Origin of the sequence: Streptomyces sp. NPDC050509 (assembly GCF_044457965.1) — a bacterium.
GTDB lineage: Bacteria > Actinomycetota > Actinomycetes > Streptomycetales > Streptomycetaceae > Streptomyces.
The window spans coordinates 213,108-225,995 of sequence record NZ_JBITHL010000008.1 but is presented as its reverse complement, the minus strand read 5'-3'; the positions used below and the strand labels follow the sequence as shown (position 1 = coordinate 225,995).

At 70.7% G+C, this 12,888-nt stretch carries 12 protein-coding genes and 1 pseudogene; 8 read left to right on the top strand and 5 right to left on the bottom strand.

Going from position 1 to position 12,888, the window contains the following annotated elements; all coding sequences use genetic code 11:
* Positions 1 to 3 precede the first annotated feature (3 nt).
* Entirely contained in the window at positions 4 to 1,365 is a 1,362-nt protein-coding gene (locus tag ACIBJC_RS23725; RefSeq protein WP_399295574.1) for a glutamine synthetase family protein, read from the bottom strand.
* A gap of 297 nt (positions 1,366 to 1,662) precedes the next feature.
* Positions 1,663 to 2,187, bottom strand: a complete 525-nt coding sequence (locus tag ACIBJC_RS23720) for a MarR family winged helix-turn-helix transcriptional regulator (RefSeq protein WP_399295572.1) — start codon at positions 2,185 to 2,187, stop codon at positions 1,663 to 1,665.
* A 169-nt stretch (positions 2,188 to 2,356) separates the two neighbouring features.
* Between ACIBJC_RS23720 and ACIBJC_RS23715 the strand changes: the two genes are divergently transcribed.
* From ACIBJC_RS23715 to ACIBJC_RS23695, 5 genes are all read left to right on the top strand, one after another.
* Positions 2,357 to 2,785 carry a hypothetical protein gene (locus tag ACIBJC_RS23715; protein WP_399295570.1) on the top strand — a complete coding sequence of 143 codons (429 nt, stop codon included), beginning with the start codon at positions 2,357 to 2,359 and terminating at the stop codon, positions 2,783 to 2,785.
* A 99-nt stretch (positions 2,786 to 2,884) separates the two neighbouring features.
* Positions 2,885 to 3,532 (top strand): DUF3105 domain-containing protein, encoded by a 648-nt coding sequence (locus ACIBJC_RS23710; RefSeq protein WP_399295568.1) that lies wholly within the window; start codon positions 2,885 to 2,887, stop codon positions 3,530 to 3,532.
* Positions 3,529 to 4,254, top strand: coding sequence for a DUF305 domain-containing protein (locus ACIBJC_RS23705; RefSeq protein ID WP_399295566.1), 726 nt, complete (start codon positions 3,529 to 3,531; stop codon positions 4,252 to 4,254). The genes ACIBJC_RS23710 and ACIBJC_RS23705 overlap by 4 nt, the downstream gene beginning before the upstream one ends.
* 201 nt (positions 4,255 to 4,455) lie before the next feature.
* The gene (locus tag ACIBJC_RS23700) at positions 4,456 to 4,875 is read left to right on the top strand and encodes a CBS domain-containing protein (protein ID WP_399295564.1); all 420 of its coding nucleotides are present in this window, start codon (positions 4,456 to 4,458) and stop codon (positions 4,873 to 4,875) included.
* 93 nt (positions 4,876 to 4,968) lie between these two features.
* The gene (locus ACIBJC_RS23695) at positions 4,969 to 6,723 is read left to right on the top strand and encodes an NAD+ synthase (protein ID WP_399295562.1); all 1,755 of its coding nucleotides are present in this window, start codon (positions 4,969 to 4,971) and stop codon (positions 6,721 to 6,723) included.
* A 54-nt stretch (positions 6,724 to 6,777) separates the two neighbouring features.
* On the opposite strand, the gene ACIBJC_RS23690 is transcribed toward ACIBJC_RS23695, so the two are convergent.
* The 3 genes and pseudogenes from ACIBJC_RS23690 to ACIBJC_RS23680 form a co-directional block, all read right to left on the bottom strand.
* The gene (locus tag ACIBJC_RS23690; protein WP_399295560.1) at positions 6,778 to 8,019 is read right to left on the bottom strand and encodes an MFS transporter; all 1,242 of its coding nucleotides are present in this window, start codon (positions 8,017 to 8,019) and stop codon (positions 6,778 to 6,780) included.
* A 125-nt stretch (positions 8,020 to 8,144) separates the two neighbouring features.
* Positions 8,145 to 9,170 (bottom strand): endonuclease/exonuclease/phosphatase family protein, encoded by a 1,026-nt coding sequence (locus ACIBJC_RS23685; protein WP_399295558.1) that lies wholly within the window; start codon positions 9,168 to 9,170, stop codon positions 8,145 to 8,147.
* A 357-nt stretch (positions 9,171 to 9,527) separates the two neighbouring features.
* Positions 9,528 to 9,776 (bottom strand): annotated as a pseudogene (locus ACIBJC_RS23680) (TetR-like C-terminal domain-containing protein); the annotation flags it as partial.
* 126 nt (positions 9,777 to 9,902) lie between these two features.
* Between ACIBJC_RS23680 and panB the strand changes: the two are divergent.
* From panB to ACIBJC_RS23665, 3 genes are all read left to right on the top strand, one after another.
* Positions 9,903 to 10,736 carry a 3-methyl-2-oxobutanoate hydroxymethyltransferase gene (panB, locus tag ACIBJC_RS23675; protein WP_399295556.1) on the top strand — a complete coding sequence of 278 codons (834 nt, stop codon included), beginning with the start codon at positions 9,903 to 9,905 and terminating at the stop codon, positions 10,734 to 10,736.
* Positions 10,737 to 10,917: 181 nt separating this feature from the next.
* On the top strand, positions 10,918 to 11,961 hold the full coding sequence (locus ACIBJC_RS23670) for an ATP-binding cassette domain-containing protein (RefSeq protein ID WP_399295554.1): 1,044 nt from the start codon (positions 10,918 to 10,920) through the stop codon (positions 11,959 to 11,961).
* Complete coding sequence (locus ACIBJC_RS23665; protein ID WP_399295551.1) at positions 11,958 to 12,869, top strand: ABC transporter permease; 912 nt, start codon at positions 11,958 to 11,960, stop codon at positions 12,867 to 12,869. The genes ACIBJC_RS23670 and ACIBJC_RS23665 overlap by 4 nt, the downstream gene beginning before the upstream one ends.
* Positions 12,870 to 12,888 lie beyond the last annotated feature (19 nt).

The window sequence follows — 12,888 nt, the reverse complement described above, 5'->3', positions numbered from 1 at the left end:
CGGCTACAGCACCGGCAGGCTCTTCTTCAGCTCGAAGGCGGTGACCTCGGAGCGGTACTCCTCCCACTCCTGCTTCTTGTTGCGGAGGAAGAAGTCGAAGACGTGCTCCCCCAGGGTCTCCGCGACCAGTTCGCTGCGCTCCATCAGGGAGATCGCCTCGCCCAGGTTCTGCGGCAGGGGCTCGATGCCCATCGCGCGGCGTTCGGCGTCGGAGAGCGCCCACACGTCGTCGTCGGCGCCCGCCGGGAGTTCGTAGCCCTCCTCGATGCCCTTGAGGCCGGCGGCGAGCAGGACCGCGTACGTCAGGTACGGGTTGGCGCCGGAGTCGATGGAGCGGACCTCGACGCGGGCGGAGCCGGTCTTGCCGGGCTTGTACATCGGGACGCGGATCAGCGCGGAGCGGTTGTTGTGGCCCCAGCAGATGTACGAGGGGGCCTCGCCGCCCGATCCCGCGGTGCGGGTGGAGCCGCCCCAGATGCGCTTGTAGGAGTTGACCCACTGGTTGGTGACGGCCGAGATCTCCGCCGCGTGCTTGAGCAGCCCGGCGATGAAGGAGCGGCCGACCTTCGAGAGCTGGTACTCCGCGCCGGACTCGTAGAACGCGTTCCGGTCGCCCTCGAAGAGGGAGAGGTGGGTGTGCATGCCCGAGCCGGGGTACTCGGAGAACGGCTTCGGCATGAACGTCGCCTGTACGCCCTGCTCCAGCGCGACCTGCTTCATGACCAGGCGGAACGTCATGATGTTGTCCGCCGTGGAGAGCGCGTCCGCGTACCGCAGGTCGATCTCCTGCTGGCCGGGGGCGCCCTCGTGGTGGCTGAACTCCACCGAGATGCCCATGGACTCCAGCATCGTGATCGCCTGGCGCCGGAAGTCCATCCCCACGTTCTGCGGGGTGTGGTCGAAGTAGCCGGAGCTGTCGGCCGGGGTCGGCCGGGTGCCGTCGACCGGCTTGTCCTTCAGGAGGAAGAACTCGATCTCGGGGTGGGTGTAGAAGGTGAATCCCAGGTCCGAGGTCTTGGCGAGCATCCGCTTGAGGACGTAGCGCGGGTCCGCGAAGGACGGCGAGCCGTCGGGCATCAGGATGTCGCAGAACATCCGGGCCGTGCCCGGGGCCTCGGCGCGCCAGGGGAGGATCTGGAAGGTGCTCGGATCGGGCTTGGCGATCATGTCGGACTCGTAGACACGGGCGAAGCCCTCGATCGCGGATCCGTCGAAGCCCATGCCTTCGTCGAAGGCCTGCTCCAGTTCCGCGGGGGCGACGGCGACCGACTTCAGGAAGCCGAGCACGTCGGTGAACCAGAGCCGCACGAAGCGGATGTCGCGCTCCTCCAGCGTACGGAGCACGAATTCCTGCTGCTTATCCATATCCTACCCATCCTTGCTGGTCAGGCCACCTGCTCCCATGTCGCGGGGCACGTTGGGGCACACGAGCATCCCACCACACGATTTCCGGCGCGTTGCGAACGCCCGTCCAACGCTCCGCGTCGTGCGGGTGTACGGGCTCACGCCCATAGTGCCTGCCCAGGTGGTGCCCATGAAACAGGTGACCGCAATCCCCGCCGGCGAAGATCACTCCTGGCGACTGTCAGCCACTGGTTGAGGCTTCATCCGTCACGGTCGGCCCGGGTCGGCCCCGGGGTCCGCCGTCGCCCGGTCACCAGGTCACCGGGTGTGCGTGTCGGACCAGCCCAGCGGGTACGGCTCCCCCTCGTCGCCCGGGACGGCGGGCTCCCCGCCCGCCTCCGTGAACGCCGTCAGCGCCCCGACCAGGTCCGCGCGCTGCCCGGGGGTGAGCCGCTCGACGATCGCCGAGATCTCGCGGTGGCGTACGGCCGTGACCCGCTCGACCAGGGTGTGGCCCTCGGGGGTGAGCGCCAGCACCGTCTCCCTGCGGTTGCCGGGGTTGCTCTCGCGGGTCGCCAGTCCCGCCGCGATCAGCCGGTCGAGCATGCGCATGGCGGTGGACGGGTTCACGCCGAGCCGTTCGGCGACCGAGACGAGCTTGGCGTCGCCGTGGGTGGAGAGAACCACCAGAAGACGGAACTGGGGCAGCGTGACCCGCTCCCCCATCGCGGCGAGGGAACGGGCGGAGATGGCGACCAGGAGCCGGGACGCGGTCAGCACCGCGTGGGTCACCGCGTCGACATCGGCAGGGGGACGCCCGGCCCTGCCTTCTTGTTCGGCCATGCCTCTTTGTATCGCGCCGGTGACCGTTTCCGAGCGACCGTTTCATACCGTATCGACGGCGGTACACGGTCAGGACACGGCGGCCGACGGGTCCCACGGCCGACCGCGCCGACGCGGCACCGCCGCCCGCACTGCTGCTCCGGCCCGCCACGCACTACGATCTGGCCCCATGGGGGGACAGCCGCGCGGCCGCATCGGCCACATACGCACCACGCGTCCCACGGCCTTGTTCAGCGCCGTGGCGACGCTGCTGGCCGCACTGTTCCTCTGTCTGGGCACCGACACGGGGACGGCGTCCGGCCACCACCGGGACGGCACGGCCGTCACCACCGCCGTGGTGGGCAGCTTCACCGTCGGTACGGCACAACCGCCGCACGCCGGCGAATCCCAGTACATCTGCCCTTACCGCAACGGCGACTGCGGGCTCCTCCCGCACCTGGGCGCGGCCGTACTCACCGTGCCGCCGCCCGCCGCGGCGCCCGCCGTCGCCGTACAGCACCCGTACCTCGAACCGCCGCGCCCCACCGGCCGGGCACCCCGCTCCGGAGCGTTCCCCCGCGCGCCGGACCTTCACGTCCTTCAAGTACTGCGGACGTAGCCGGGCCCCGCACCCGCACCGTGTTCCACGCTTCGCGTTCAGCATGCAGCGTTCCGCGATTCCGCAGCCATCCCCTGAAGTCAGAAGGACGAAAACATCATGGGTTCGAAGTCCCAGTCAGCCGACCGCAAGGCCCGAATAGAGGAGATGCGCCGTGCCGAGCGGGCCCGCGAGCGGCGCAGCCGCATCATCACGATCACGCTGAGCACGGTCGTGGTGGTCGGTCTCGTCGGCTTCGGCGCGTACGCGCTCAACAAGGAGTCCGACAAGAAGGAGGCGGAGAAGGCCGCCGCCGCGGCGCCCGTCAAGGAGGAGAAGTCGTGGGACGCCAAGAAGCTGGGCCGCAACCATGTCACCGAGGCCGTCAAGTACCCGATGACGCCGGCGGTGGGCGGTGACCACAACCAGGTCTGGATGAACTGCGAGGGTGACGTCTACAAGGAGGCGATCCCCGAGGTCAACGCGGTGCACTCGCTGGAGCACGGCGCGGTCTGGGTCACGTACAACGACAAGGCGTCGGACGACGACGTGAAGGCGCTCTCCGACAAGGTCGGCAAGACCCCGTACACGCTGATGAGCCCGGTCAAGGACCAGGACGGCGCGATCATGCTGAGCGCCTGGGGCAAGCAGGTGACGGTGGACAGCGCGTCGGACTCCCGCGTCAACCAGTTCTTCACCAAGTACGTGCAGGGCAAGCAGACCCCCGAGCCGGGCGCCGCCTGCACGGGCGGAATGGGCGCGCAGTGAGCGGGGCGGCCCCGGAGGACGGCCCCCGGCGGTCCGTGACGCGGACGCAGTGGGCGGCGATCACCGCCGTCGTGCTGGCGCTGGTCTTCGCCGGTACGGCCACGGTCGCCTCGGCCGCGCGGGACGACGGTACGGCGGCGGCGTCCCGTACGCCGTCGTCGGAGTCCGCGGACGCGGGCTTCGCCCGGGACATGGCCGTCCACCACCAGCAGGCCGTGGAGATGTCCTTCATCGTGCGGGACAGCACCGACGACGAGGACGTGCGCCGGCTGGCGTACGACATCGCCAACACGCAGGCGAACCAGCGCGGCATGCTCATGGGGTGGCTGGACCTGTGGGGGCTGCCCAAGGTGGAGGCCGGTACGGAGCCCATGGCCTGGATGGAGGGCACGGCGGACACCGACGGCATGGAGGGCATGGACCACGGCGACGCGGGCCATGGGGGCCACGAGGCCCACGACGGTTCGCTGATGCCGGGCATGGCCACCAGGACGGAGCTGGACCAGCTCCGCAAGGCCCGCGGCAAGGCGGCCGAGATCCTCTACCTCCAGCTCATGACCGACCACCACAAGGGCGGCGTCTCCATGGCGCAGGGCTGTGTCCGGCTCTGCTCCAACGGTACGGAGAAGAGCCTCGCCGAGGGGATGGTCGCGGCGCAGGAGTCGGAGCTGTCCCTGATGGCGGACCTGCTCGCGGAGCGCGGCGCGAAGGCGCGCGCCTGACGCCCGGCCGCGGTGCACCCGTCGTCGGGCCGGACCGTACGGCCTGACGGCGGGGCGCCGTCGGACCGTACGGCCTGACGGCGGGGCGCCGCCCGCTCCCCCGTTCGGGTGACTGCGGTCGCGTCACCCGAACGTACGCACGATGATGGTTCTGGCTCGGGGCCGACAGCGGCAGCACCGCACTCAGGAGGCTGAGCACCCATGACCACGGCCAAGGACATCATGCATTCCGGCGCCCGGTGGATCCCGGCGCACGAGACCCTGGACCGCGCCGCACAGCTCATGCGCGAGCTGGACGTGGGCGCGCTGCCCATCGCCGACTCCCAGGAGCGGCTGACCGGCATTCTCACGGACCGCGACATCGTCGTCGGCTGTGTGGCGCGCGGCCACGACCCGGCGCAGACGACGGCGGGCGAGATGGCGCACGGCACACCGCGCTGGATCGACGCGGACGCGGACGTCGAGGAGGTTCTGAGCGAGATGCAGAGCCATCGGATCCGCAGGCTCCCGGTGATCGAGGACAAGCGCCTCGTCGGGATGATCAGCGAGGCCGATCTGGCCCGGCATCTCACCGAGATCCAGATCGCCGCGTGGGCGGAACAGGTCTACGCGGGCCGCTGACCACGGCCGCTCAGGATTCCGTGGGCCCGGAGTGGCCCGCCCCACACCGGCACCCCAGGGCATCGCGTCAGACAGACGATTACACTGGGCGGCGTGCCTCAACTACGCCTCGCCCTGAATCAGATCGACTCGACCGTCGGCGATCTCGCCGCGAACGCCGAGGCGATCGTGCACTGGACCCGGCACGCCGCCGAGCAGGGAGCGCATCTCGTCGCGTTCCCCGAGATGGCGCTGACCGGCTACCCCGTCGAGGACCTGGCCCTGCGGTCGTCCTTCGTCGAGGCGTCCCGGGCCGCCGTGCGCGCGCTCGCCGGGCGCCTCGCCGAGGAAGGCTTCGGGGAGGTGCCCGTCGTCGTCGGCTATCTCGACCGCTCGGAGTCGGCGCAGCCGCGGTACGGGCAGCCCGCGGGCGCCCCGCGCAACGCCGCCGCCGTACTGCACCGCGGGGAGGTGGTGCTCAACTTCGCCAAGCACCACCTCCCCAACTACGGCGTCTTCGACGAGTTCCGGTACTTCGTGCCGGGCGACACGATGCCCGTCGTCCGGGTGCACGGCGTCGATGTCGCGCTCGCCATCTGCGAGGACCTGTGGCAGGAGGGCGGGCGCGTGCCGGCCGCCCGGTCCGCCGGGGCCGGGCTGCTGCTGTCGGTCAACGCCTCGCCGTACGAGCGCGAGAAGGACGACACCCGCCTGGAGCTGGTCCGCAAGCGCGCCCAGGAGGCCGGCTGCACCACCGCGTACCTCGCGATGATCGGCGGCCAGGACGAGCTGGTCTTCGACGGCGACTCGATCGTCGTCGACAGGGACGGCGAGGTCGTGGCCCGCGCCCCGCAGTTCGCGGAGGGCTCGGTCATCCTGGACCTCGATCTGCCGGCCGCCGCCGCGGAGCCGGTGGAGGGCGTCGTCGACGACGGGCTGCGGATCGACCGGGTCGTCCTCTCCGAGGACCCGCTCCCGGCGTACGAGCCGGAGCTGACCGGCGGCTACGCGGACCGCCTGGACGACGACGAGGAGGTGTACTCGGCGCTGGTCGTGGGGCTGCGCGCGTACGCCGCCAAGAACGGCTTCCGCTCCGTCCTGATCGGGCTCTCCGGCGGGATCGACTCGGCGCTGGTGGCGGCCATCGCGTGCGACGCGCTCGGCGCGCAGCACGTGTACGGGGTGTCCATGCCGTCCAAGTACTCCTCGGACCACTCCAAGGGCGACGCGGCCGAGCTGGCGCGCCGTACCGGCCTCAACTTCCGTACCCACCCGATCGAGCCGATGTTCGACGCGTACATGGGGTCGCTCGGGCTCACCGGGCTCGCGGAGGAGAACCTCCAGGCGCGGCTGCGCGGCACGATGCTGATGTCCCTCTCCAACCAGGAGGGGCACATCGTGCTCGCGCCGGGCAACAAGTCCGAGCTGGCGGTGGGGTACTCGACGCTGTACGGCGACGCCGTGGGCGCGTACGGCCCGATCAAGGACGTCTACAAGACGTCGGTCTTCCGGCTCGCCCGGTGGCGCAACCGCGCCGCCGAGGAGCGCGGCCGGACCCCGCCGATCCCCGAGGCGTCCATCTCGAAGCCGCCCAGCGCCGAGCTGCGGCCGGGCCAGGTCGACACGGACTCGCTGCCGGACTACGACGTACTGGACCGGATCCTGGAGCTGTACGTCGACCGCGACCAGGGCATGGACGCGATCGTCGCGGCGGGCTTCGACGCGGAGCTGGTGGCGAAGACGCTGCGGATGGTGGACACGGCGGAGTACAAGCGGCGCCAGTACCCGCCGGGCACCAAGATCTCGGCCAAGGGCTTCGGCAAGGACCGGCGTCTGCCGATCACGAACCACTGGCGCGAGCAGGTCTGACGCCCTGCCGCCGGGACCCCGGCCTCCGGCCCCAAGCGGGGCCGGAGGTCCGGCTCAGACGCGCTCCGTCGCCCCGGTCGCCGCCGGTTCGGCCTGCGCGCCGCCCGAGGCGACCACGCGGGAGACCTCAGGCGCCAGGTCGTGGCCGCCCCGGCCGCCCCGGTCGAGGAGCCCCGCAGTGACGGCGGTCGCCAGGCCGAGGACCGCGAGGACCGCGCCGACCAGGGTCGGGGACATCCAGCCCCAGCCCGCCGCGATCGCCATGCCGCCGAGCCAGGCGCCGCCCGCGTTGGCGAGGTTGAACGCCGAGTGGTTCGAGGCCGAGGCGAGCGTGGGCGCGTGCTTGGCCTTCTGCATGACCAGCATCTGGAGCGGCGTGGTCGTCATGAAGCCGACCGCGCCCAGGACGACGACGGTCACCAGCGCCATCCACTGCACGTGCACCGTGAAGCGGAACGCGACCAGGACCAGCGCCAGGGTGGCGAGCGAGCCGTACAGGGTGGGGCGCAGCGCCCGGTCGGTGAGCGGCCCGGCCGCCAGCGCGCCGAGCGTCATGCCGATGCCGAAGAGGGCGAGGACGAGGGTGACGGAGGACTCCCCGAAGCCCATGACCTCGGTGGTCATCGAGGCGAGGTAGGAGTAGACGGCGAAGACGCCGCCGAAGCCGAGGACGGCGGTGGCGAGGCCGAGCAGCACCTGCTGGTTGCCGAGGGCGCGCACCTCGCGGCGGACGCTCTGCTGGGCGTCCACGGGTACGTACGGGACGAGCCGGGCCAGCGCGGCGAGCGCGACCAGGCCGATGACGGTGACCACGAGGAAGGTGGCGCGCCAGCCGAGGTGCTGGCCGAGCAGGGTGGCGGCGGGGACACCGACGATGTTCGCGACGGTCAGGCCGAGGAACATGGTGGCCACCGCGCGCGCCTGCCGGCCCTCGTGGACCAGCCGGGCGGCGACGACCGCGCCGACGCCGAAGAACGCGCCGTGCGGCAGCCCCGCGAGGACCCGGCCCGCCAGCAGCCAGCCGAAGCCGGGGGCGAGCGCGGAGGCGAGGTTGCCGACGATGAAGAGGCCCATCAGCAGCAGGAGCATCCGCTTGCGCGGGATGCGGGAGCCGAAGGCGGTGAGCAGCGGGGCGCCGATGACGACACCGATCGCGTACGCCGACACGAGGTAGCCGGCGGTGGGCACGGACGTTCCCAGATCGTCCGCGACATTGGGCAGCAGGCCCATCATGACGAACTCGGTGGTACCGATGCCGAAGGCGCTCACAGCGAGGGCGAGCAGAGCCAGGGGCATGACGAGACAGCCTTTCGAAGGGGGTTCACGGGGGGGTACGGAACTTACTTAGTACCCCTGCGGAACAAAGTGTCTCAGGCCCTGTATTCCGGCAGGTGAACACCGCATTGCGTGCGATGCATCACTCAGCGCAGTTTGACCCGTGCCGCTATCGGCAGATGGTCGCTGTCCGTCCTGGGCAGGGTCCACGACGAGGTCGGCTCGACGTCCTTGACCATGATCTGGTCGATCCTGGCCAGCGGGAACGCGGCCGGCCAGGAGAAGCCGTACCCGTCGCCCGCCGCGCCCTGCGTCGAGCGCATCTGGGCGGTGACGGCCTTGAGGGAGCGGTCGTTCATCGTGCCGTTGAGGTCGCCGAGCAGGATCACCTGTTCCAGCGGCTCGTGGGAGATGGCCTCGCCGAGCGCGTCGGCGCTCTTGTCGCGCTGGTTGGCGGTGAACCCGGCGTGCAGTTTGACCCGTACGGACGGCAGGTGCGCCACGTAGAAGGCGACCGGGCCGTGCGGGGTGGTGACGGTGGAGCGCATCGCGCGGACCCAGCCGAGCCGGATGCCGACGGGCTTGGTGTCGGACATCGGGTACTTGCTCCAGAGCCCGACGGTGCCCTGCACGGAGTGGTACTTGTACGTCCCGGCCAGGGCCTTCTCGTACGTCTTGACGGCGCTGGCCTTCAGCTCCTCCAGCGCGACGACGTCCGCCCCGGACTCCGCCAGCGAGGCCGCCGTGCCCTCCGGATCGGGATTGTCCGCGTTGACGTTGTGCGTGGCGACGGTGAGGTCACCGCCGCCGCCCGACTTGTCGGTGATGAGGCCGCCGAAGAGGTTGACCCAGACAACGGCGGGCAGCAGCAGGGCGATCAGCGCGGTGGCGGAGCGGCGCACGAGGCCGAGGACCAGGACCAGCGGGACGACCAGACCCAGCCAGGGCAGGAAGGTCTCGTTGAGGCTGCCGAGGTTGCCGATGGTGTTGGGGATCTGCGCGTGCAGGATCATCAACAGGGCGGCCAGCAGGGCGAGAAGAGCCAGCACGATGCCGCGCCGCCAGATGCCGGGATCCCTGCGCAAGCGGTCCAGCAGGTCCCTGACACGGGATCGGGAGCGGTGGTCCTCGCCGTCCGTCGTCACCGACTGAGCCGTGTACTCCTGCGTCATGTCCGCCCTCACTGCCTTGCCCGTGCACGCCCGCCACTGACCCTAGGACCTGTTCCGTGCGGAACAGACCCTAGGCGATGAACGGACCCTTTCTCCGCCGTCTCCCGACGGCCGTACGGGGACAGGGACGAAGGAGCCGCCGACACGAGTTCCTGTCGCGGACGAATGACCGGGAGCTGTGACAGAACGGTCATGTGACGCGACGGGGAAAGCGGGCGGGACCGGGGGTCGAAACGGGTGTGACAGGTCTCACGGCCCGGGCGTTTCGCCCTCCGTGGACGGACGTGGCGGGTGCGGGTGCTGCGGGTGCGGGTGCGGGTGCTGCGGGTGCGGGTGCGGGTGCTGCGGGTGCGGGTGCGGGCCCACCCCCTGGAGCGCCGCACCGATGATCTGCTCGGCCAGGTCGTCGGGGAGCGGCGCGCCGGGCCGGTGCAGGGTGCGCATCAGCATCGGCCCGACGATCAGGTCGTCGACCAGTTCCGGGTCCAGGTCGGCGCGGAACTCCCCGTCGGCGATCCCCCGCCGGACCAGGGCCAGCGTGGCCGCGCGGCGGGGGGCCACGACCGTACGGCGGTACTCCTCCCAGAGCTTGGGGTGGCTCTTCATACCGAGAGCGCCCCCATGGGGCCCCGCTACGGGGCCCCACTTCCCGTGCGGGTCCGGGGATGCCACCATGGAGGCGGTCCGGGGACACCGTCAGGGTGCCTCGAGATGACGAAGGGGCCTTCGGCCATGACTGCTCAACTGGCGCTCTACGGTGGCAAGCTCTCCCGCCGTATCACCGTCCACGACATCACCGCTTCCAAGGAACGCGGCGAGAAGTGGCCCATGCTCACCGCCTACGACGCGACGACCGCGTCCGTCTTCGACGAGGCCGGCATCCCGGTCATGCTCGTCGGCGACTCGATGGGCAACTGCCACCTCGGGTACGAGACCACCGTGCCCGTCACCCTCGACGAGATGACGATGCTCTCCGCCGCCGTCGTACGGGGCACCAAGCGCGCCCTGATCGTCGGCGACCTCCCGTTCGGCTCGTACCAGGAGAGCCCCGTGCAGGCGCTGCGCAGCGCCACCCGGCTGGTGAAGGACGCGGGCGTCGGCGCGGTCAAGCTGGAGGGCGGCGAGCGCTCGCACGGCCAGATCGAGCTGCTGGTGCAGGCGGGCATCCCGGTGATGGGGCACATCGGGCTCACCCCGCAGTCCGTCAACACCCTGGGCTACCGGGTCCAGGGCCGTGGCGAGGAGGCCGCGCAGCAGTTGCTGCGCGACGCGAAGGCCGTCCAGGACGCGGGCGCCTTCGCGGTCGTGCTGGAGCTGGTGCCGGCCGAGCTGGCCGCCGAGGTCACGCGGGTCCTGCACATCCCGACGATCGGGATCGGCGCCGGGGCCGAGACGGACGCGCAGGTGCTCGTCTGGACGGACATGGCCGGACTGACGAGCGGGAAGATGCCGCGCTTCTCGAAGCAGTACGCGAACCTGCGGAAGGCGCTCGGCGACGCGGCGAAGGAGTTTGCCGAGGAGGTCGTTGGAGGAACGTTCCCTCAGGAGGAGCACACCTTCCACTAGGCAGGTTCGGCCCAGCCTGAGCGCTCCGGTCCGGCTCGGCACCCAGACCACTGCCCGCACGACGACAGCCCGCCGATCTTCCCCCGTCGGCGGGCTGTCGAGCGCCCGGCACCTGGATGTCGACGAGTTATCCACAGGCTGTCGGCGGCTTGTCGGTGCGTTGTCGGTGGCGGATGCTCTGATGGGGCACATGACGAAATTCGGCAAGAACCCCAACGGCGGCCGGGCCGGCAACGCCGTCGAGGTACGGGGGCTGGTCAAGCAGTACGGCGGACCGCAGGGCACCCGGGCCCTCGACGGCGTCGATCTCGATGTGCGCGAGGGCACCGTGCTCGGCGTGCTCGGACCCAACGGCGCGGGCAAGACCACCCTCGTCCGCATCCTTTCCACGCTGGTCGCGCCCGACGCGGGCACGGCCATGGTCGCGGGGTACGACGTACTGCGGCAGCCGCGCCAGTTGCGCCGCAGGATCGGCCTCACGGGCCAGTACGCCTCGGTCGACGAGAAGCTCTCCGGCTGGGAGAACCTGTACATGATCGGGCGGCTGCTCGATCTGTCCCGGGCGGACGCCCGGCGCCGCGCCGACGAGCTGCTGGAGCGGTTCTCGCTCACCGAGGCGGCGAAGAAGTCCGCGATGCAGTACTCGGGCGGCATGCGGCGCCGGCTCGACCTGGCCGCGTCGATGATCGGCCGGCCGTCGGTGCTCTACCTGGACGAGCCGACGACGGGGCTCGACCCCCGTACGCGTAACGAGGTCTGGGACGAGGTGCGGCGGATGGTCGACGAGGGGGCCACCGTCCTGCTCACCACCCAGTACATGGAGGAGGCCGAGCAGCTCGCCGACGAGCTGACGGTCATCGACCGCGGCCGGATCATCGCCAACGGCGGGGTGGACGAGCTGAAGGCGAAGGTCGGCGGCCGGACGCTCCAGATCAGGCCGGCGGACCCGGCGCAGCTCGCCGCGATGGCGCGGGCGGTCTCCGAGAGCGGTCTCGACGGGATCTCCGGTGTGCAGCCCGTGCCCGACGAGGGGCTGCTGTACGTGCCGATCCTGAGCGACGGCCAACTGACCGCCGTCATCGGCCTGCTGGCCGAGCGCGGCTTCGCCATCACCGACATAGGCACCCATCTGCCCAGCCTGGACGAGGTCTTCCTGGCCATCACCGGCCAGAAGACCGCCTCCGTGACCCCGTCCGACACCACACCCGAGGAGGTCGCGGCATGAGCACGACCGACACCACCGTCACACCGCCCGCTTCGGGCGCCGCCTCCGGCACAGCCGTCGCCGCCTCCCCCGCCGGCTCCGGCGGCCCCGGCTCCCGGTCCGTTCCGACCGCCGGTTCCGACGAGGGCCGGATCGGACTGCGGGCCAATCTGCGCCACATCGGCGCACTGGTGCGCCGCAACGCCCTGCAGATCAAGCAGGACCCGGAGTCGATGTTCGACGTCCTGCTGATGCCGATCATCTTCACGCTGCTGTTCGTGTACGTCTTCGGCGGGTCCGTGGGCGCGAGCCTCGGCGGCAGCCGCGAGGACTACGTGAACTATGTGGTCCCGGGCCTCATGGCGATGATGGGCATGAACATCGCCATGGCCGTCGGCACGGGGGTGAACGACGACTTCCGCAAGGGGGTCATGGACCGGTTCCGTACGATGCCGATCGCCCGCTCCTCCGTACTGATCGCGAAGATAGTCGTGGAGATCGGCCGGATGCTGGTCGCCATAGCGATCCTGCTCGGCATGGGCTTCCTGCTCGGCATGGAGATCAAGACGTCGGTGCTCGACCTGGGCGCCGCCATCGGTCTCTCCCTGGCGTTCGGCGCCTCGCTGATGTGGATCTTCATTCTGCTGGGACTCACCATGAAGACGGCACAGGCCGTCCAGGGGGTGGCCATGCTCGTGCTGATGCCGATGCAGTTCGGTTCCTCGATCTTCGCCCCGCCGTCGACGATGCCCGGCTGGCTCCAGGCGTTCACCGACTACAACCCGCTCTCCAACCTCGCGGACGCCGCGCGCAACCTGATCAACGGCGGCCCTGTGGCGCACTCCGTGTGGATGACGCTGGGGTGGGCGGCGGCGATCACGGTGGTGACGGCTCCGCTGGCGGTGGCCAAGTTCCGTAAGAAGTCGTGACGTGAGGTGCGGCGCGGCT

Bases quoted from the DNA above. Each gene is read 5' to 3' on its own strand.
- panB (WP_399295556.1), top strand. From the start codon at position 9,903: ATGACTGCTCAACTGGCGCTCTACGGTGGCAAGCTCTCCCGCCGTATC.
- ACIBJC_RS23685 (WP_399295558.1), bottom strand. From the start codon at position 9,170: ATGACGCAGGAGTACACGGCTCAGTCGGTGACGACGGACGGCGAGGAC.
- ACIBJC_RS23700 (WP_399295564.1), top strand. From the start codon at position 4,456: ATGACCACGGCCAAGGACATCATGCATTCCGGCGCCCGGTGGATCCCG.
- ACIBJC_RS23710 (WP_399295568.1), top strand. From the start codon at position 2,885: ATGGGTTCGAAGTCCCAGTCAGCCGACCGCAAGGCCCGAATAGAGGAG.
- ACIBJC_RS23670 (WP_399295554.1), top strand. From the start codon at position 10,918: ATGGGGCACATGACGAAATTCGGCAAGAACCCCAACGGCGGCCGGGCC.
- ACIBJC_RS23690 (WP_399295560.1), bottom strand. From the start codon at position 8,019: ATGCCCCTGGCTCTGCTCGCCCTCGCTGTGAGCGCCTTCGGCATCGGT.
- ACIBJC_RS23725 (WP_399295574.1), bottom strand. From the start codon at position 1,365: ATGGATAAGCAGCAGGAATTCGTGCTCCGTACGCTGGAGGAGCGCGAC.
- ACIBJC_RS23715 (WP_399295570.1), top strand. From the start codon at position 2,357: ATGGGGGGACAGCCGCGCGGCCGCATCGGCCACATACGCACCACGCGT.
- ACIBJC_RS23720 (WP_399295572.1), bottom strand. From the start codon at position 2,187: ATGGCCGAACAAGAAGGCAGGGCCGGGCGTCCCCCTGCCGATGTCGAC.
- ACIBJC_RS23665 (WP_399295551.1), top strand. From the start codon at position 11,958: ATGAGCACGACCGACACCACCGTCACACCGCCCGCTTCGGGCGCCGCC.